The 21,164-nt window shown below is 40.6% G+C and carries 14 protein-coding genes and 1 tRNA gene; 5 read left to right on the forward strand and 10 right to left on the reverse strand.

Features of this window, described 5'->3' with window-relative positions; translation table 11 throughout:
• Nucleotides 1–43: 43 nt before the first annotated feature.
• The gene (gene tilS / locus A4G13_RS01815; RefSeq protein ID WP_090654745.1) at nt 44–1,324 is read right to left on the reverse strand and encodes a tRNA lysidine(34) synthetase TilS; all 1,281 of its coding nucleotides are present in this window, start codon (nt 1,322–1,324) and stop codon (nt 44–46) included.
• Between the two features lie 91 nt (nt 1,325–1,415).
• On the reverse strand, nt 1,416–2,276 hold the full coding sequence (pdxY, locus tag A4G13_RS01820; RefSeq protein WP_090654747.1) for a pyridoxal kinase PdxY: 861 nt from the start codon (nt 2,274–2,276) through the stop codon (nt 1,416–1,418).
• A 124-nt stretch (nt 2,277–2,400) separates the two neighbouring features.
• Here pdxY and A4G13_RS01825 point away from each other — a divergent pair.
• Nucleotides 2,401–2,476, forward strand: a tRNA-Thr gene (locus tag A4G13_RS01825).
• A gap of 179 nt (nt 2,477–2,655) precedes the next feature.
• Here A4G13_RS01825 and A4G13_RS01830 read toward each other — a convergent pair.
• Both A4G13_RS01830 and A4G13_RS01835 read right to left on the reverse strand, forming a co-directional pair.
• The gene (locus A4G13_RS01830; protein WP_090654749.1) at nt 2,656–5,682 is read right to left on the reverse strand and encodes a glycoside hydrolase family 2 TIM barrel-domain containing protein; all 3,027 of its coding nucleotides are present in this window, start codon (nt 5,680–5,682) and stop codon (nt 2,656–2,658) included.
• Nucleotides 5,683–5,694: 12 nt separating this feature from the next.
• A complete protein-coding gene (locus tag A4G13_RS01835) occupies nt 5,695–6,966 on the reverse strand; it encodes an MFS transporter (protein WP_090654751.1) in 1,272 nt (423 codons plus the stop codon).
• Nucleotides 6,967–7,216: 250 nt separating this feature from the next.
• Between A4G13_RS01835 and A4G13_RS01840 the strand changes: the two genes are divergently transcribed.
• Nucleotides 7,217–8,209, forward strand: coding sequence for a LacI family DNA-binding transcriptional regulator (locus A4G13_RS01840; RefSeq protein ID WP_090654753.1), 993 nt, complete (start codon nt 7,217–7,219; stop codon nt 8,207–8,209).
• 129 nt (nt 8,210–8,338) lie between these two features.
• Here A4G13_RS01840 and A4G13_RS01845 read toward each other — a convergent pair whose 3' ends face one another.
• The 4 genes from A4G13_RS01845 to potA form a co-directional block, all read right to left on the reverse strand.
• Entirely contained in the window at nt 8,339–9,430 is a 1,092-nt protein-coding gene (locus tag A4G13_RS01845; protein WP_090654756.1) for an extracellular solute-binding protein, read from the reverse strand.
• A gap of 148 nt (nt 9,431–9,578) precedes the next feature.
• Entirely contained in the window at nt 9,579–10,349 is a 771-nt protein-coding gene (potC, locus tag A4G13_RS01850) for a spermidine/putrescine ABC transporter permease PotC (RefSeq protein ID WP_090654758.1), read from the reverse strand.
• Nucleotides 10,349–11,209 (reverse strand): spermidine/putrescine ABC transporter permease PotB, encoded by an 861-nt coding sequence (potB, locus tag A4G13_RS01855; protein WP_090654760.1) that lies wholly within the window; start codon nt 11,207–11,209, stop codon nt 10,349–10,351. The genes potC and potB overlap by 1 nt, the downstream gene beginning before the upstream one ends.
• Entirely contained in the window at nt 11,190–12,311 is a 1,122-nt protein-coding gene (gene potA / locus A4G13_RS01860; protein ID WP_011199991.1) for a spermidine/putrescine ABC transporter ATP-binding protein PotA, read from the reverse strand. Before potA ends, potB begins: the two co-directional genes overlap by 20 nt.
• 465 nt (nt 12,312–12,776) lie before the next feature.
• Between potA and pepT the strand changes: the two genes are divergently transcribed.
• Nucleotides 12,777–14,003, forward strand: coding sequence for a peptidase T (gene pepT, locus A4G13_RS01865; protein WP_090654762.1), 1,227 nt, complete (start codon nt 12,777–12,779; stop codon nt 14,001–14,003).
• Nucleotides 14,004–14,086: 83 nt separating this feature from the next.
• On the opposite strand, the gene A4G13_RS01870 is transcribed toward pepT, so the two are convergent.
• On the reverse strand, nt 14,087–16,747 hold the full coding sequence (locus A4G13_RS01870; RefSeq protein WP_090654764.1) for a PqiB family protein: 2,661 nt from the start codon (nt 16,745–16,747) through the stop codon (nt 14,087–14,089).
• Complete coding sequence (locus A4G13_RS01875; RefSeq protein WP_090654786.1) at nt 16,725–17,987, reverse strand: paraquat-inducible protein A; 1,263 nt, start codon at nt 17,985–17,987, stop codon at nt 16,725–16,727. Before A4G13_RS01875 ends, A4G13_RS01870 begins: the two co-directional genes overlap by 23 nt.
• A gap of 211 nt (nt 17,988–18,198) precedes the next feature.
• On the opposite strand from A4G13_RS01875, the gene proQ reads away from it, so the two are divergent.
• A complete protein-coding gene (gene proQ, locus A4G13_RS01880; RefSeq protein WP_041639632.1) occupies nt 18,199–18,855 on the forward strand; it encodes an RNA chaperone ProQ in 657 nt (218 codons plus the stop codon).
• 97 nt (nt 18,856–18,952) lie between these two features.
• A complete protein-coding gene (gene prc, locus A4G13_RS01885; protein ID WP_090654765.1) occupies nt 18,953–21,109 on the forward strand; it encodes a carboxy terminal-processing peptidase in 2,157 nt (718 codons plus the stop codon).
• The last annotated feature ends 55 nt before the right edge of the window (nt 21,110–21,164 follow it).

Raw genomic sequence — 21,164 nt, forward strand, 5'->3', positions numbered from 1 at the left:
ATCAATAGAGGCCTCCTTATACAGGAGGTTTTTTTATATAAACTTAACAGTCAAAAACTTTGAAAAAACCGACCGCACTTTTAAGTTGATCGCCGTAAAAAATCAATGGAGTACGGTTACGTAACCACGGCGGAACATTCAAATTCTGCCACACCTTTTTAATATCCTGATTTACGCCGTTTTTATGTAGTTTTACCTTACCGGAATAAGCAAAACGGATTTCAATAGGTTGCTTACAGGGCGGTAATTGAACCTGATAATGGCGCCAGCTAAAGACAAAGCACCCGCTTTGTTCCCGTAACGAAATATGGCCTAATCCGTCAGGTAGCGGGACGGTTTGTGAAATTTTCAGCGGTATGGCGACAGTGGTTAAGTCGGCAAAATCCGCCGTTAAATAAAGTTTTTGCTGATAACGGCGAATAACCTGATTTGCTAATTTAAATTGCGGTATGGCATCCGGTTTAGCAAAAATAACATCCCGAATAAGTTGTTCCAACTGCTTTTGGCTTGGCATGGCAAGTTGCAAGCGGGCTAACCACAGGCGAAGCAGTGCTTTTTGTTTGATATAAGAATAACGGTCAAAAAGTTTGACGGATAAAGTGCGGTCGTTTTTTTCAAAGATTTTTTGAAATTCATCTTCAAGTAATTCGTTTACCAATTGAGTTTGTTCAAAACAATGTTGAGCCGCCCGATAAACCGCCTGATCAAAATGCGCCCAGCGGGTTTTCATTTTCGGCAGGATAATATTGCGCAGAAAATTGCGATCATAGCTGTTGTCTTCATTGCTTTCGTCTTCAATCCAATTAATCTTTTGAGATTTTACGTAATCTTCCAGTTGCGCGCGGGTAAATTGTAATAACGGGCGAAAAATCGGCAAGTTAAATACAACGCTTTCTTTTTGCATGGCGCTTAGCCCCTGCACACCGCTTCCTCGTTTCAACGCAAGCAGAAAGGTTTCCGTCTGATCATTTAGATGATGGGCGGTGGCAAGTACTTCATCGATGTTTAAATGGTTCGCTATGGCGTGATAACGCGCTTCTCTGGCGCCCGCTTCAATGCCGTTGCTTTTATCTACCCGAACCTTTTCGACAATCAGCGGAATGGAAAATTGCCGGCAGATATTTTCACAATGCAACGCCCATTTATCCGCATTGGGGCTTAGCCCGTGATGAATATGGATGGCACGAAACTGAAAGTGCGGTCGATTTTCTTGAAGTTTTTTGCATAAGGCGAGTAGTGCGGTGGAATCCAAGCCGCCGCTGAATGCGATAAGTATTTTTTGTTGATAAATTTGCTGTTGAAATTGATTAAAAATATCCGACATGATTCATTCGCTTTGTTTGAAGAATTTTAAGTATAAGATATTCTTCAAAAAAGAAAAGAGCCATAACCGGCTCTTTCGTTCAAAAAAATAATCAGGCGATTTTCACGGCTTTAACGGAACTGACCGGGTTTACAATCAGTTTGCGGGCGGCAATAAGTTGAAGTTCATAGCTGTTTAATTCAAACGTTGTTTTCATAACTTCATTAACGGCGTTTGCCATGTGTTCAAATGCCTCAAGATCCGATTTTCCATTGACCTTATTGGCAAGGAATAACCCCGCGGTTAAATCGCCTACGCCGACAGGTTCTTTTGCAAAGGTGTAAAGCGGTCGTGTTAAATGCCAAATACCTTCATCATTTGCTAATAACATTTCAAATTTATCGGCATATTTACCTACTTTACTTAAATGTTTAATCAGCACTGTTTTCGGGCCTTTTGCTCTGATCACTTTAACCGCTTCGATCGCTTGCTCAAAATTTTCTACCGGTAACCCGCTGATTTTCCGTAATTCGACGAGGTTAGGAGTGAGAATATCCGCATGAGAAACCGCAAGATTAATTAAACCTTCTTTTACGCCGTCTGCAACAATGCAGCCTTTATCCGGATGGCCCATAACAGGATCACAAAGATATAACGCCTGTGGGTTAAGGGATTTTACTTTTTCAACCGCTTTAATAATTTCATCTACTTGTTCGGCGGAACCCAAATAACCGGATACGACCGCATTACAGTTTTTTAACTCACCGATTTCATCAATGCCGCGAATAATTTCACCGATTTGTTCTTTGGGGATGACCATTCCCGTCCATTTTCCATATTGAGTATGGTTTGAGAATTGAACCGTATTTAACGCCCATACATCCACTCCCATTAATTGCATTGGAAAGGTAGCCGATTTGTTTCCTGCATAGCCAAAAACTACATGTGATTGAATCGAGAGAACGTTTTTCACTTATTTTTACCTCATTAATCAGAATAGGGTCTGTTTATAAAAGATAAATAGCCCCTAATATCTTTCGAAAATTTTACTTGCAAGACGCTAAAAAATTCATATAATAGCGGCTCATTCAATTTGTGCCGACTTAGCTCAGTAGGTAGAGCAACTGACTTGTAATCAGTAGGTCATCAGTTCGATTCCGATAGTCGGCACCACTTCTCAAACAAGCGTCTAAATTATCTTAATCGTTTTCATAAATCAATAGAATTCTGATTTCCTTTCGTTTCCTATGCAATTTATTTTTGCGACCAAAGGGCTTTCGGTTCTATGATAAAAGACCTCTTTACCGGGAGTAAAGAGGCCGTAAGTAAAGAATTATTTTGTTTTTTGCGTGCTAACGAGCCGGGTTGCTCCATTGCAGAAAGACTTCCCAGTTAAAATCGGTTTCGCTAAGCCGGTATTGCTCTTTGAGGTTCGGACCGCAGGAATTGGAACCGATTCCGCTCATTTTATAATCAAGGCATAGAATATCCCAAGGCGATTCTTTCAGCTCATAATTATGGGCTTTGGTGGTCAGTTCTTCCTGACTATAAGGCAATAAATTAAAACTGAAAGGCTGATCGGCGCTGACATGCAGACTGTTCAGGGTTATGTACCGGCTACCGTAGTGACTGCCGTTTTCCTGAGGTTTGAGATAATCCACATAGTTGTCCGTTGCATTGAGAGGATAAATCCCCAGTTTTGCCAGATGATGTTTATCCACATAATTTTCCTGCGGGCCATACCCCAAATATTGCCCTTGGGTTTGACCTTTAGGTAGGAAGAAACGAAGACCGAAGCGAGGTAGATAGGGTAAGTGCTCAGGACGGATTGCCCGGAGGCTGATTTTCATTTGACCATCGGCGCCTAGCAGATAATCTACCGCTAAGTTCAGAATCCGCCCCTGAGACACTGCCAGCAGAGCTAAATTCGCTTGAATCAGTATTCCTTCGTTTTTCTCTATCCAGTTGATTTGGTAAGCTCTGCTATAGGTTTTATCATAGCCTGCTTGTTGCCAGCTTTGGCGGATCAGTCGATCATTATCAAGAGGTGCTCGCCAGATATTAAAATCCAGAGGTTGTTCGATAAGATTTTGTTCCCGATAAGTAATTCGGGAGAAAATTCCCTTATTCTTATCCAGTTCATAGCTAAAATCGCCTTGGCAAATCTTCAATGTTTGAGCGGTATCCTGAATTTTAAAATGTCCGGTTTTATTTTTAAAGATTCGGGCGGGTAGGGCACCTCGTTCGAAAATAATTAATTGATCAAAACCTAGGAGATGGTTTTTGCTTAGCAGATCTGTCGCTTGAGTTAAAACATAGTCCAAATTCAGCCACCAGAGATTGCCGTTATCGGCAGGTAGGACTATATCCAATACTTGGATCTGATGAGGGGCGCAATCAATCTGTAATTCACTTTGATTAATCACTTTTCCGTTTTCACTAAAACTGTAACGAATGGTCAGAATTTCCTTGAGATTGGTAAAATCCAGGTAATTTTTAATATAAACTTTTCCTTGTTCTAACCAAGCACGAACCGGACGATTGACATTTTTTAATTCCAATAAGTTGGTATGGGGAATTCGATCGGGCGAGACCAATCCGTCCACGCAGAAATTGCCGTCGTGAGGGCTTTCGCCAAAATCGCCGCCATAACCGAAATGTTCCGGTTTATCATCTCTATAAGGGGCGTGATCACACCATTCCCAGACAAAGCCGCCGCAGGATCCCGGATGACGGTGGAAAGCTTGAAAGTAGTCTTCAGCATCTCCATTAGAATTACCCATAGCGTGGCTGTATTCGCAGAGCATGAAGGGTTTAAGGTTTGCCGGATTGGCGAAATAGGCATCCAGATCTTCTGTTGCAGCATACATTTCGCTGTAGAAATCAAGATTGGATAAGTCATTCCGATGGGCGGAATGCTGGTAGATAGAGCTTTCATAATGAACCAAACGGCCGGGATCACGTGATTTAACCCAGGCGGCACAAGCCTCAAAGTTTTCTCCGTAACCGCTTTCGTTACCCAGCGACCAGATTATAACCGAGGTTCGGTTTTTATCCCGTTCGACATTTGCATAAGTTCTGTCCAACAAAGCTTCTTTGAATTGCGGATCTCGAGCAAAATAGCAAAGATTATCAATATTATCCTGTCGAATGCGTTCATGTTCATAGCTATTCTTAACGTTAAGAAAGATACTTGGTTCGGTCTGTCTAACTGCCAGCATGGAAGAACCGTGACTTTCAATATCGCTTTCGCCGATTAAATAGAAACCGTACCGATCACAAAGTTCACTAAACCAGGGGGCATTAGGATAGTGGGCTGTTCGGATAGCGTTAATATTATGAGCTTTCATCAGTTGCAGATCTCGGACAGCCTGAGTGCGGCTGATATGATAGCCGGTGACGGGATCGCTGTCATGACGATTAACTCCGCGGAATTTAATAGGTTGTCCGTTAAATAAAAGAATGCCGTTTTCTATTTGAATACGGCGGAAGCCTAATCGCTGAACAATTTGTTCTTGTCCATAAGACATTATAAGAGTATAAAGGCGAGGATTTTCGGCATTCCAGGTTTCCGGATTATCAAAAGAGATTTCAAATTTGTCGGTTTGTTGTTGAATTAACAGCTTCCCGCTTGGATCATAAAGGGCATAATCTATATTCTGATTGTTCTCCAGGAATTTAGTTTCTACTTTAATTTGCGCATTATTGAGATCCGGAGAAAGGTCGGTGCGGATAAAAAAGTCTTGAAGGTAATTTGCTTCTCGTTCTAAGATATAAACATCTCTGAAAATACCGGACATGCGGAATTTATCCTGATCTTCCAGATAAGAACCGTCACACCATTTAAGAACTACTACGAAAATTTCATTGTTGCCCGCTTGCACAAAATCCGTAATATCAAATTCATTAGTGGAGTGGCTGATTTGCCCGTAGCCTACGAAAGTTTGATTAATATAGACATAAAGGCAACTATCTACCCCTTCGAAATTGAGCAGATAATGTTTATTTTCTTTCTTATTCAACTCAAATGTCCGCCGATAGATTCCGCATGGATTATTCTGAGGAACATAAGGCGGATCAAAAGGGAAAGGATAGTTGATGTTAGTATAATGGTGCCGATCATATCCTTGGGTCTGCCAATTTGAGGGTACAGGGATTTTTGCTTCGAAATTCACTTCATTTGGCGATTCCGGCAATTCTTGAGGGCTGAGATAGTAGCGGAAATCCCAGTAACCGTTCAGGCTTAAATAAAAAATCGATTGCTCAGGCTCAAAATTTTCCCATTTTTGACCGCACTTTTGCGGAATAAAATAGGCGTGATGAGGAGTCGTATTAATATGCAAGGCTTGAGGGTCTTCAAAATAACGATGGATAAACATAATTCCTCCTGATTATGATTGAGACGATAAGGATTTGCCGGTAAGTGTAAAAACCGAAAGCAGGGTGAATCCGGCGGCAATGCAGCCTAGAATTAGGTAAGTATCTTGGAAACCATAGGTATCGTACCAAGCGCCTACCAAAGGGGATACCAGCATATTGCCGATCTGTTTGGCAAAGTGGCAGGCTACCAGATAAATGGTTGCAGAAAAATGTACTTCAAATACATTAGCAATGTATTTAAATAGCCCTACTAGGTAAAAAGGAACTTCAAACATATGCAGAGTTTTTAAAACTACCACATGCCAGGCCTCGGTTGCATAGGAAGAGCCGATGATCCGCACGCTCATAATGGTTCCCGCAATAAGCAGAGCATTTTTAGCACCGATACGATTAATGATAAGGGGAACAAAGAACATAATCAGGGCGTTTAACAATTCACCGGCAGTGGTTACATAACCAAACATTTTGATTCCTTGTTCGTGCGATTCAAAAAAGGTATTAAAAAAATTACCGAATTGTTGGTCGAAGATGTCGTAAACACAGGCAATTCCCATTACATAAGCCAGAAGCGCCCAAAATTTCGGTAGTTTGAGGAGAGCGAATGCCTGTCTGAGGTTAACCGGATTTTTATTAGCCCCTAATTTCTCCGCGATTTGCGCGGTGCTGGTTTGTTCCGGCTTAGCTAGGGCTATCAAAAGTAAAAGGATTAGAGAGGCTATAGAACCAAGCCAAAAGACCAGATTAGGATTGGTAGCGTAAAGGACTCCGGCTATGGAGGCGCAAATAGCCCAGCCGAACATTCCGAACATTCTGACCCGCCCGTATTCAAATTTACTACGACGACTGACCCGCTCAATATAAGCTTCCGAAGCCGGTGCTCCCGCCTGGAAAACAAAGCCGATATAGGCGCCGCCAACCAAGGAACCTAACCAAACATTCACTTTAAGCAACGGTGCGAAAATATAGATAAAAAACGGTGCATAGATTAAAAGGCTTATACCTAATACCCAGAGGAGATGTTTTTTCAATCCCAATTTATCTGACACATAGCCAAAAACAGGCTGAAAGCAAAGGGCAAAGAAAGACATCATAGCAAATACTGTGCCTCGATCTTCTCCCGACAGACCGTTAATATCTCCCAACCAAATGCCTAAGAAGGGATAACATGTGGCCATAATAAAGAAATAGACGAAAAAGTAACCGCTAAAGATCCAATAGTTACGGTTGTTCAAATAAAAATTTTGATTTGAAGGAACCGCATTTATCTTATTTTGGCTTGTCATAAGCACTCCTTATCAAGGATTTTAATGTGGAAAATAGGGAGATGAAAAAAATAATCTATTCCCTCTTTATTAAAATGTTAACGTTAGCATTTTAATAAAACAAATATTTTTAGCTTAAAATGTGAAGTAGATCATAAAATTTAACGTTAACATTTTAAATTTGTGATCGATGTCGCAAAAAATAGTGTTAAGGTTAACAAATTAAACAAAAAGAAGATATTATGGGATTGTTATTTCAATAGGAGTGCTTATGGTATCACTTAAAGATGTAGCGAAAGAAGCGGGTGTTTCTCTGATGACTGTTTCCCGGGCTCTTAAGAGTCCTGATAAACTATCACCTAAGACTTATAAGGTGGTCAAAGAAGTAATTGATCGTCTGGGTTATGTTCCTAATTTAGCCGCCCAGCATATCAGGGGAGTAGCGGCTAATACTATCGGCGTTTTGTCTTTAGGAACGGCTACTACTCCTTTTTCTGTGGAAATCCTTTTGGGAATTGAGCAGACCGTCCGCCAACACGGCTGGAATTCTTTTGTTATCAATACGTTTGAAAATGATTCTCAGGCTATGGAAGATGCAGTAGAACAGATGCTTTCTCATCGCCCCAGCGCAATCATTATTGCCCGTAACGGGCTTAAGAATGTCTCTATTCCTGAAAAATTACGGAGCTTTCCTTTAGTTCTGGCAAATTGTCAAACTCAGGATATGGCTGTCGCCGCTTATATTCCTGATGATTATCAGGGACAGCGAGTAGTGGTTGACAGAATTGTTGCTAAGGGATATCAACGTCCTCTTTTTCTCCATATTCCAAAGAATTATATTGCGACCGCCAAGCGTCGTCAGGCATTTGAAGATGCCTGGGCGAATCACTCCGGTCAGAAACCTGTACAGTTCTTTATGAGAAGAGACGGAGAGGACTATTTTGAAGGCGCTCAGCCCCTGATAGATTATCTGGAGAAGCCGGATCCTCTGCCTTTTGATGTGATTATCTGCGGTAATGATCGGATTGCGCTGGTTGCTTACCAGCTTTTGCTTGCTAAGGGCTATCGAATTCCTGAAGATGTGGCCGTCTGCGGTTATGATAATATGGTCGGGATAGCTCAACTCTTTATTCCTCCCCTAACTACGGTTGAGCTTCCTCATTACCAAATGGGGCAAGAGGCGGCTCTTCATCTGATCGAGGGGCGGAAGGATAGATATATTCATCAGCTTCCTTGCCCGCTGATTGAAGGGGAATCTTGTTAGACCGGCAGTGAAAGAGCTGTAATTTTAGGATGAAGCGGAAAATATTTTTTATGCTTTAATTTTTTATGTACTTGCAACAAAAAAAAACGCCAAATAAAAATTTGGCGTTTTTTATCTCATTAATAACGGTTATTTTGCCGCTTTTAATTCTTGATAATATTTTTCGTAAAGTTCAACTGCTTCACCAACATCTTCTTGCCAATTTGCCGTTTTTAAAAGTTCAGCAGTCGGATATATTGCCGGATCTTCCGTGATTTCTTTAGGTAATACTTTTTTGGCTTCCACGTTAGCGGTCGGATAGCCGATCGCTAAGGTTAATTTTTCAGCCGCTTTTGCACCTAACAAGTAGTTAATTAGTTTATGCGCGCCATCCGGGTTTTTAGATGTGGCTGGAATAGCTAAATTATCAACCCAGAGTACCGGACCTTCTTTCGGGAAGATCATATCGATGCTGCCCGGTTGTTCTTTCTTCGCAATACGAACGGAGCCGTTCCATAATTGACCGACTTCCACTTCGCCTGAGATAAATGCGTTGGCCGGGTTATCGGAATTAAAGGAGAGGACGTTCGGACGTAATTTCAATAATTCTTCGTAAGCCGCTTTAATTTCCGCCGGATCCTGAGTATTCGGGTTTTTGCCTAATTTTAATAATGCGATGTTAAATACTTCTCGGGCATCATCAAGCAATTGTACTTTACCGGCAAATTCAGGTTTCCATAAATCACCCCAAGAGGTAAAATCCGAACCTTTGTAAGTTTGCGTGTTGTATGCGATACCAGGCGCACCTAATAACTGAGGTAGCGAATATTTGTTATTTGGGTCATAAGATTTGTTTAACCAATCGGGATCTAATTCTTGAATAACAGGAAGTTTGCTGTGATCTAATTCTTTTAGCATACCTTCACGCGCCATTTTTGACACAAAGTAGTTTGATGGTGCGATGATATCGTAGCCGCCGTCAGCTCCTTGTGTTTTTAATTTAGCATATAGAGTTTCGTTGGATTCTAAGCTTGAAACGATAACTTTAATACCGGTTTCTTTAGTGAAATCATCTAATAAACCGTCCGGAACATATTCCGACCAGGTATAAAGATAAACAGTTCCGTTATCTTTTGCCGTCTCAGGTGCATTTGCGTCCGCACTTTTGCTTTCTTTGTCATTACAACCAGTCACGGCAACTGCGATTAAGCCAGCTGCAAAAAGACCTGCTAATTTTTTCATTGAGTTTGCTCCCGTTGAGAGTGAATAAAAAATCTGTCCTTGATAATTCCAAGACATAAAAAAACGCCTGACTTTAGGCTATAACAAGCTTTGGGTCAGGGCGTATTTTATTGATAAATAGCTTCTTTGTGAAGTAATTATTTATTATTTAGCTCTTATCTTTTTTGCCGATAATTTGTCCGAGCAGAACAAGCAATAAAGATAATACAATCATAATAGTCGCTAAGGCGTTAACTTCAGGCGTAACTCCTGTTTTCACCAATGAGAAAATCTTCAACGGCAGAATTTCATAACTCACACCGCTTACAAAAGATGAAACTACTACATCATCCATTGAAATGGTGAAACTTAACAACCAACCGGAAATAATTGCCGGCAAAGCCAGCGGGAAAATAATTTTACGCAAAATCGTTACTTCGCTGGCACCTAGGTCTCTTGCGGCTTCCAACATCCGCAGGTCGAAACCTTTTAAGCGGGAGAACACGCTGACTACAACGTAAGGTAAACAAAATGTAATATGCGCTAATAATAATGACCAGAAACCTAAGGAGATTCCGATGATCATAAATAACGCCAATAATGATACCGCCATTACGATATCAGGCGACATCATGGTTACGAATAACATCCCGCTTACCGCTTGTTTACCGCGGAAGCGATAGCGATATAAAGCAATTGCTGTCATTGAACCTATAATTGTGGCAAATGTTGCGGCAAAAAACGCAATAGTCACGGAATGCACGGCGGCTTGAATTAAGGTATCGTTATTAGCAAGACGTTCATACCAGGCAAAGCTAAAACCTTTCCAGCTTAGACCGTAACGGTCCGCATTGAAGGAGTTACCAACCAGAATGATAATAGGGATGTACAAATAAGCGTACACCACTAACATAAAAATATTACGTAGTATACGACTCATTATTCCAACTCCACTTTCTTATTCAATAATTTATTTGCTTTATAATAAACAAATATTAATAACGCCATTAATATGGTTAATCCGATACTGATTGCCGAACCGAACGGCCAGTTACGGGAAATTAAGAATTCACTCTTAATTACGTTACCCACTAATAATACTTTTGCACCGCCTAATAGATCCGCAACGTAGAACATTCCCATTGCCGGCAGTAACACCAACAAACAACCGGAAACAATACCCGGCATGGTTAACGGAATAATGATTTTGATAAAGCGCTGAATACCGTTAGCACCTAAATCTTTTGCTGCTTCAAGTAAACGCAAGTCTAATTTTTCAATAGCGGAGTAGAGCGGTAAAATCATAAAAGGCAACAGCAAATAAACTAAGCCGATAATGACAGCAACTTCCGTATTAAGAATACGGATTGGTTCGTCGATAATACCGGCGAATAAGAGAAATTCATTCAGAATTCCTTTTACACCGAGGAATACTTTCATACCGTAAATACGGATAAGTGAATTCGTCCAAAACGGTAATACTAATAGGAATAACAAAATTGGTCGGTATTTCGGATTAAGTTTCGCCATAAAAAAGGCGAAAGGGTAGCCGATAAGTAAACAAATCACGGTGGCGATACCGGACATATACAAAGAGTTCCATACTACCGTGCCGTATAAAGGCTCAAACAGACGGGCATAGTTCTCAAAGGTAAACGGTAAAGCATAAAAATTGCTACTGTCTTTACTTAGGAAACTGACGATAAGTACCAAGAAATTAGGTACGAACATAAAGAAAATCAGCCAAGCGAAGATAACAGCAACGGTAGAATTTTGGAATTTACGCGTTGTCATTTTCATCGTTCAATACCACTTCCCATTTTTCAATCCAAGTTACACCTACGCGTTGGTCTAATGAGTGATCAATGTTCGGATCATCTTCATTAAAGAATTCGCTTACTAATACAAGTTTGTTATTGTGTTCCAGCTCAACGGTTGACTCTAAAGTCATTCCTTTGTAGTTACGCTCACGAATATGCCCGATGATGGCGCTTGACTGCTCATTTTCATCAAGTTCTTCCAATTGAACGTCTTCCGGGCGTAATAATACTTTCAGTTTCTGTCCTTCTTTTACCGCTAAATCCGTATAAATATCGCAAACACGTCCTTCTACATTAGCGCGAACGCGTTTTTCATCAACACGATTTAATACTTGCGCATCAAAGATATTGATTTCGCCAATGAATTTCGCCACAAATAAATTGCTCGGTTCTTCATAGATTTCGCGCGGTGAACCGTCTTGTTCAATATTACCTTTACGTAACACGATAATACGATCGGACATAGTTAACGCTTCTTCTTGGTCATGGGTTACAAAAATGAAGGTAATGCCTAATTTACGTTGTAATGCTTTCAATTCGTTTTGCATTTGTTTACGTAATTTGTAGTCCAGTGCGGATAATGATTCGTCCAGTAATAGTACTTTCGGTTTATTTACCACCGCGCGCGCGATAGCAATACGTTGTTGCTGACCACCGGATAATTGAGTCGGTTTACGATCCGCCATTTCTTCCAATTGAACCATGCGCAAAGCTTCCAATACGCGAGGCTTAATTTCTTCGTTCGGCACTTTTTGCATACGCAAACCAAAAGCGACGTTTTCGAAAATAGTCATGTGGGGGAATAGTGCATAGCTTTGGAAAACCGTATTTACCGGGCGATGTTCAGCCGGCAAATCAGTCACATCCTCGCCATCAAGGATAATCTGACCACCATTGGCTTCTTCAAAGCCGGCAATCAAACGTAATACCGTCGTTTTACCGCAACCCGAAGGGCCTAAAATAGTTAAAAATTCACCATTGTTAATGGTTAAATTAAAATTATCAATGATCGTATTTTCGTTATACGATTTTTTGAGAGAACGCAGTTCAATAATTGGTTTGCTTTGAACAATATTTTCCACTAGCTTTGGTTTTCCCCTGATTAACTAAAAATCTTAGTTTTGAGTAGAAATAAACATCTATAAAAATGATATAGACACCGATAATAAAGTAAGGGCTAATGATAAAGGTAATGGTTGATAAATTAAAGTTTTTTTATCTAAAAAAGCGAAATTTTGTTTTTATTTTTTTATTTGTTGGAAAGATGAAATTAGAACCGAATTATTTTTTATTAAAAAATTGTTTCAATAATGCTTAAAGTCTGCAATCGTAAGGTAAATATCTGTTAAAAACAAAGAGATAAAACTTGCGTTCTGTCAAAAAACTTAGAAATTCCGACTAAAAAATAGGTATTTATTGTCATACATCAAAATATTAAATGTTGAACGCTATAGACTTGACTGCGTCCGAATTATATAAGGAAAAGGCGGAATTTACGCTTGAATTCAAGAATTTGCCTTATTTCTTTATTTTTAGAAGAAATTATTATGCAATATAACGAACAACTTTTAGAACGTTTTTTTAATTATGTCTCTCTTGACACTCAATCTAAGCCCGGTGCCAAGACCTCTCCGAGTACACAGGGGCAGCTTAAATTGGCTAAGATTTTAGAGCAGGAATTATATAGCTTAGGTTTAGATGAAATTGAAGTGAGCAAGCATGGCATTGTGACGGCATTGTTGCCCGGCAATATTGAAAATTCACCCACAATCGGCTTAATTGCGCATTTGGATACCTCGCCGCAATGCAGTGGAAAAAATGTGAAACCGGAAGTTATTGAAAACTATCGTGGCGGTGATATTGCATTGGGGCTCGGCGATGAATTTATCAGCCCTGTCACTTTTACTTTTCTGCATAAATTGGTCGGTAAAACGTTAATCGTTACGGACGGCACAACCTTATTAGGCGCTGATAACAAAGCCGGAATTGCGGAAATTATGACCGCACTTTCACAATTAAAGGAAAGTTCGGTACCTCGTTGTCACATTCGCGTCGCTTTTACACCCGATGAAGAAATCGGATTGGGAATGAAATTTTTTCCCATAGAAAAATTCTCTTGTGATTGGGCATACACTATTGACGGTGGCGCAGTGGGCGAATTGGAATATGAAAATTTCAATGCCGCAGGCGCTGCGGTGACGATTTTCGGACGTGCGATTCATCCCGGCTCGGCAAAAGATAAAATGGTGAACGCATTGGCGCTTGCCTGTGAATTTCAACAAGGTTTTCCGACCGATGAAGTACCGGAGAAAACAGAAGAAAAACAAGGTTTTTTCCATTTGAATTCGTTTCACGGCGATATCGAGAAAGTGGAATTGCACTATTTAATCCGGGATTTTGATAAACAAGCTTTTACCCAACGCAAAGCGTTTTTAGAAAAATGGGTTGATGAGTTTAATTGTCGGAAACAATTGAAAGAGCCGGTAAAAGTAACGATCACAGACAATTACTACAATATGTATGATACCGTAAGCAAAGTACCGCAATCCATTGAGTTGGCGGATTCCGCTATGAAAGCTTGCGGTATTGTACCTATTCATCAACCTATTCGGGGCGGTACCGACGGTGCTTGGTTAGCGGAAAAAGGGCTGGCTTGTCCGAATATTTTTACCGGCGGTTATAATTTCCATAGTAAGCACGAATTAATTACCCTGGAGGGTATGTGTAGTGCGGTAGACGTTATTATGAAAATTGCTCAATTAGCGGTGAAATAATCCGGCTGAAAATTTGGAAAAAAATGACCGCACTTTTTTGATTTATTCTACCAATCAAAAGTGCGGTCATTTTTTCAGGATTTTTAGTTTTGTTCCGGCAATACGGCGGAATTCCATGTTTTGGCTTCAACCGGTTTTTTTATTTGTAGTAAGAAACGCTGATTTGCCGCTGCTTGCGGTTGAATCACGGTGCCGGACGGCGTAGAGAATGAAATTCCGCCTTTTAGTAACTGTTGCACCGTACCTGTATTCACTTCAATACCTGACCAACCTACGCCCGCGCTATAACCGGATGAAATCCAGAACTCGGAGTTTTTGCGTACTAAATGCCGGTATTTATTGGCAATAAGCAGATGAATCAGCACGCGATCGCCTAACTCATTAAGTTCCATACGATTAATTTTGCCCACTTCTACACCGCGATAGTAAATCGGCGAACCCGTCGTAATATTTAACGCATCCGACGCTTCTAAAATAATCGGGAAACCATTGTTATATTTGTTATCGGTATTGTTGTTATTTTTAATTGCGAAGGTGGTTTTATATTTTCCTTTGCCCGCATCAATATCAATATAAGGCTGCAATAAACTGTCCAGATTCTCGATGCCGCCGGCAGAAATCTGCGGTGAAATAATCCGGAATTCGGAACCTTCTTTGGCAACCAGGTTCATATAATTCGGGTTCATTAAGGCTTTTACGACCACTTGATTTTTATTTTGATCCAAATTAATGCTTTCCAGTTGTCCTACTTCCAGTCCCATATAACGCAATGCCATGCCTTTAGTTAAGTTGGTGGCGTTATCTGCGGTTAAGGTAATGACTTGCCCCGCCGATTTTGCTCTTAGTTCGTTGGCATAAAGGGTTTTATTATTGTTGCCGCCGCTGTTATCAAAACTGATGGCACCTTTTAAAACGCGCCCCAGCGGGCTCGTCTGAATGCTGATTCCGCGCGCGGTAATGTCCACTTGGGAAGCGCTTTCCACCCAAAATAAACTGTTTTTAGTGAGTAAATGACGATATTTAGGATAAATGGCGACATCCACATCAAAACTGTTTTTTAACGGACGAATATCCAACACTTTACCCACTTCATATTGACGATAAAGTACTAAAGAACCTTTGCCGATATTCGGCAAATTTTGCGCATTCAGCGTTATTGTCGGCGTTAGAGTCGAACTTGTTATTCCTGCTTCGGCACTGCTTAAATCTTTGTAAATAGGGTAAGAAGAAAGGGCGCTACCTTTATTCTTATTTGCAATTAAGCGAATCCCGCCTTGCAACCATTTATCAGGGCTTGCGGCTTCAACCCGAAGTCCGTCAATGCCTAAAGAAATATCTAAATTCGATGCGGCGACGAATTGACTATCGCCATAAATTAAATGACGGTATTTGCCGGCTATTGCCGCCTGATATTCGACGCCTTGCTCGTTAAGCGTCTGTTTTACAATTTCGCCAATCGGAAGATTGTTGTAGAAGATTTGCTGGCCTTCCGCAATACCGTAGGTTTCCGGCGCCGTTAAAGTTAATACTAAGGTATCCGCCTGTTTTAACAGTAAATCGCTTTCTTTATAGACCTGAAATTCCCGCTGCGGTTCGCCTGAACCGGGAATAATTTCAAAAAACTGACCGCGCAACATGTCCGGCAGTTTTTCTAATGTCGCCAAATTCATTTTTGGCGTACGCAATATAATATTGGTATTAGTTCTTAATTCATTGGATATATTGGGATCAAGAAGCAATGTTCCGCTTATTTTTGCATGCGTGATATCTTCGTTATCTAATTTGGCAAGGGTTCCTACCTGTAGATTATTATAAAAAACTTCGGTTTTTCCTGCTTTTAAACCAGCCTGATTTTGTAAAGTGATTTTCACTTCAATGCCGCGTTGTGCGGCTTGTAATGTGGGATAAAGGGTAAATTGTTGATCTTGTTTCGCTTTTGGACTGTTATCCGGCGAGTCAAAGGTAATTGCACCCTGCACAATGGCATTGAGGCTGTCCATATTAACGGTTATGCCGGACGGGCCTACATTTGCATTGATACCGCTGATATTCCAAAAGCGCGTATCCTGTTTAATTAAATTAGCATAGGCTTTATCAATAACGACCTGAATTTCAACTTTCTTTTGATCCGGGGTAAAACGGTAATCATAGATTTTACCTACCGGCATTTTTTTATAATAAACGGACGCGCCTTCAGAGATTGATCCTAAATCGTCGGCAAGCAAATGAATTAATAAATCGCCGTCGCTGACTTGAGCGATAGGGCCGGTTTCTTCGGCAATAAAGTCATCTTTATAATTTCCGTCACCCGGTTGGAGGCTGATATAGTTACCGGAAATTAAGGTATCCAAACCGGATATCCCCGCCAGTGAGGCGCTTGGCTGGACCAGCCAGAACTTGGTATTTTCGCGCAATACGTTTTTTGCTTCAGGGTAAATACTTGCTTGGACTTCCACTTTTTTTAGATCATCGGTGAAGTTAACTTTTTTTACGATACCGATTTGTAATCCTTGATAACGAACCTGAGTTTTATTCGCTACTAAACCGTCACCGGTCGTGAAGGTTATGCGAATGGTTTCACCCTGTTCCTTGATGATCTGAAAGAATAATAACGCACCGATACATAAGGCGATGATAGGGAGCAACCAAAAAGGTGAAATACGCTTATCCTGTTTAATTTTAGCCGCTTGAACGTTATTTTCGGCGTTGATTTTAACTCGGTTATTTGCTTGGTTGTTTGTCATAAATATTCCAAAGTAAACGGGTATCAAAGAATGTGGTTGAAAGCATCGTAAGGAAAACGGCGATGCCAAAATAAAGTGCCGCAGGTCCTACCGAAAAATTAATAATTTGTCCTCTGGTAACTAACGACATCATTAAGGACAGCACGAATAAATCAAGCATAGACCAACGCCCGACAAAATGAACGATATGAAATAAACGCATTTGCCATTTTATCGAATGTTTCCATTGGAAATGAATGCTTAATAATAAATAAATCATGATAAATACTTTACTGACCGGCACAAAAATACTGGCAAAGAATACCACAAATGCAACGAAATAACTGCCCATACCGATAAAGGTGATAACACCGGACATCAGCGTATCGCCGGTGGCGACATTATTCATAATGGTGTAGGAAATAGGAAAAATATTTGCGGGAAAAAGCATAATAATCCCGGCAATTAATGTCGCCCAGGTATTTTGCAGATTGACGTAAGACGGCGTATCCAGCCGGCTATGGCAACGGGGACAAATGGTATGTGATTTTCGATCAAATGCCGAATGCTCAAAGGTATATTCGCAAGTACGGCAAAAGTGCGGTGGATTTTCCGGCGAAATTTTTATTAGATGTTGATTTTGCGGATAAAAATCGTTCCATAATTCTTTCGGATTAATTTTAATAAAAAGTAATGTAGTCAGTAGCGAGGTCAGAACAAAGGCAATTAAATAAATATCAATATGAATGGTGGCGTAATCCCTTACTTTAAAGGCGCTGACACCAAGAGCCACAAGATAAACATCGAACATTACCCAGGGTTTGATATAGCCTAAAGCAAATAATAAATTCCGGGGTTTTTGATGAGTTAGTTTAGCCAGGTACAGTAAAATAACTAATAGGGCAAAGCTGACGGGCAGAAATACCGCACAAATAAACACTAAAAAAGCCGTGTAGGGATAACCTTCCGTCGCCATTTTCCATACGCCGCCCCAAACGGAAGCATCAACGGTTATACCTAATAAATCTACGCTTAACAATGGGTAAGTGAGGGCAAAGGGCATTAAGATCAGGATTGAAATAGCGATAATGGCACAACGGCGTAAACGCCAGCGGTCTTGTGATTTCAGCACATTATGACAACGCGGACATTCCGCCTGCTGGGATTTTTTCAACTCGGAAAGGGCAACTAACGCATTGCAATCGTTACAACGAACGATGGATGCGTTTTGAGATGCCGATAGTGAAGAAGCCTTTGCCATATTATCTCGTTTTTGTTTAAGGGGCGGATATTTTATACCGTATTTGCTCATCAATAAAAGAAAAAAGGGAAAAGTGCGGTCAATTTTCGGCAATTTTTGAAAAATTCCCCCGGCATATGTGATTATTAATTGTCATTCATTCAGAAAGTAAGCTAAAATGCTCGGGATTATTTTTTCATACATAACATGTTGTGTTCAGGATAGAAAACAAATGACAGAAATTCAAACAGACGTACAAGCTGAATCGCAAAAACTAACCAATAATAAAGAGATTATTGCGTATTTGGCAGAAAAATTTCCTCTATGTTTCTCAGTGGAAGGTGAAGCTAAACCGCTTAAAATCGGGCTTTTTCAGGATTTGGCGGAAGCGTTAAAAGATGACGAACGAGTGAGCAAAACGCAACTTCGTCACGCATTACGTCAATATACGTCAAACTGGCGCTATTTACACGGTTGCCGCTTAGGGGCCGAGCGTGTAGATTTGCAAGGCAATCCTGCCGGCGTGTTAGAGCAAGAACATGTAGAACATGCGCAGCAACAATTAGCGGAAGCAAAAGCGAAATTTGCAGAAAAACGTGCGGCTGAAAAAGCGGCAAATACAAAGCAGGTTAAAAAACGTCCGGCGCGTAAACCGTCGGATAAAGCGATGAAGGCAACACGTAAACCGGCAAACGATAAAGTGCGTAAAGCAAAAGTCGAATTAAAGGAAATTGATTTTGCCACTTTACAAAAAGGCAGCCAAGTTAAAGTCAAAGTAGGCGATTCGGCAAAACAGGCGGTTGTATTAGATGTTATTAAAGATAACGCCCGGGTTGAATTAGATAACGGCCTTGTATTGACGGTAGCAACCGATCGTTTATTTGCATAATAATTTCCAATTTGCGCCGCTTAGATTAACGGGCGGCACAGTCAATACATCCGTAAGTATTCTTATGTGATGTTTTTTCTTTATTAGGAAAGTCTAAATGAAGTTGAATAAATCTAAAACTTATCTGGCAACTTTAGTCGTGAGCGCGGTAATCGGTATGAGCGGAAACGCATTTGCCGTGCATCCGACTTTAAAAGCAAGTGATATTGTTATTCCACAACCAACAGAGGAAAACGGATTAGCAACTAAGCGCGCGACGACAAGATTAACGCAATCCCATTATCGCAAATTCCAGCTTGACGATGAATTTTCTCACAAGATCTTCGCTCGTTATTTGGATTTTCTGGATTATAGCCATAATTTATTTATTAAATCCGATATTGACGAATTGCAGGCTAAATATGCGGCGTTACTTGATGACGAACTGAATGAAGGAAAATTGGATATTGCCTTTGCTATGTATGACTTAATGGCAAAACGTCGTTATGAACGCTATGAATATGCGTTGTCTTTACTTGATAAAGAACCGAGCTTAAAAGATGATGATCAAATTGAAATTGATCGTAAAAAAGCTGCATGGCCGGCAAGCGTAGAAGAGGCGAATAAGCTTTGGGCGGCTCGGGTCAAAAATGACATTATTGACTTAAAATTAAAAGACAAAAAATGGTCGGAAATCAAGAAAACCTTAACCAAACGGTATAATTTAGCGATTCGTCGTTTGACTCAAACCAATGCGGATGATATTACGCAATTATTTTTGAATGCTTTTGCCCGCGAAATTGATCCTCATACCAGTTATTTAGCGCCGCGCACGGCTAAAAGTTTCAATGAAAGTATGAATCTTTCGTTGGAAGGTATCGGTGCGACATTACAGCAGGAAGATGATGTTACTACAATTAAATCTTTAGTACCGGGCGCGCCGGCGGAACGCAGTAAAAGAATTAAAGCCGGCGATAAAATTATCGGTGTAGGTCAGGCAAAAGGCGAGATTGAAGATGTCGTCGGTTGGCGTTTGGAAGACGTGGTCGATAAAATCAAAGGCAAGAAAGGCTCGAAGGTTCGGTTGGAAATTGAACCAGCAAAAGGCGGTAAAAGTAAAATTATTACCTTGGTACGGGATAAAGTGCGTATTGAGGATAGCGCGGCAAAATTAACCGTTGAAAAAGTTAACGGTCAAAATGTTGCGGTAATTAAAATCCCGACTTTTTATATCGGCTTAACTGCGGATGTGCGTAAATTATTGGAACAGATGAAGGCGAAAAAAGCGACTTCATTAATTATTGATTTACGTGAAAACGGTGGTGGCGCTTTAACGGAAGCGGTGGAATTAAGCGGATTGTTTATCAGTGACGGTCCGGTTGTTCAGGTTCGCGATGCTTATAATCGTATCCGTGTGCATGAAGATCCGGATAACGCACAGGTTTACACCGGTCCACTCTTAGTGATGACAAACCGTTTCAGTGCATCGGCATCGGAAATTTTCTCCGCTGCTATGCAGGATTATAACCGTGGTATTATTATTGGTCAGGATACGTTCGGTAAAGGTACGGTTCAACAAAGTCGTTCGCTGAATTTCGTGTATGACCTAGATCAGGAACCGTTGGGTTTTATTCAATATACGATCCAAAAATTCTATCGTATCAATGGCGGCAGTACTCAATTGAAGGGAGTTACAGCGGATATTAATTTCCCGGCAATTATCGATACTAAAGAAAACGGTGAGGAAAAAGAAGATAATGCTTTACCTTGGGATAAAATTCCGGCGGCAACTTATTCTCAGGTAAGCCATGCAAGGGATGCGGTAGAGGCACTCAAGTCTAAACACTTAGATCGTATTTCTAAGGATCCTGAATTTATTGCCTTAGCGGAGGATTTAAAAATTCGGGACGAGCGTAGCGAGCGTAAGTATTTATCGTTGAATTACGAAAAACGTAAAGCGGAAAATGATAAAGATGATGCCCGTCGTTTGAAAGCGTTAAATGAGCGTTTTGCCCGTGAAGGTAAAAAAGCCTTAAAAGATATTAATGATTTAGCGAAAGATTATGAAGCGCCGGATTTCTTCCTGAAAGAAGCGGAAAAAATGGCATCGGATTTGGCTAAATTTGAAACTGATAAGGAATCAATACAGGCTAAGGCTATGTCATTAGAAAACAAAGCGGATACAAAGGATGTGGAAGCCGAAAGTAAAAAAACTGCGGAAGTGAAAACGGAGACAGTGAAGTCAAAGGAAGACGTTAGACCGGAAACTAAATAATTTAGATCATTATAGGGATGTATTAAACATCCCTATATATTAATGATCTGTCGTG

The sequence above is a fragment of the Basfia succiniciproducens genome (assembly GCF_011455875.1).
Taxonomy (GTDB): Bacteria; Pseudomonadota; Gammaproteobacteria; order Enterobacterales; family Pasteurellaceae; genus Basfia; species Basfia succiniciproducens.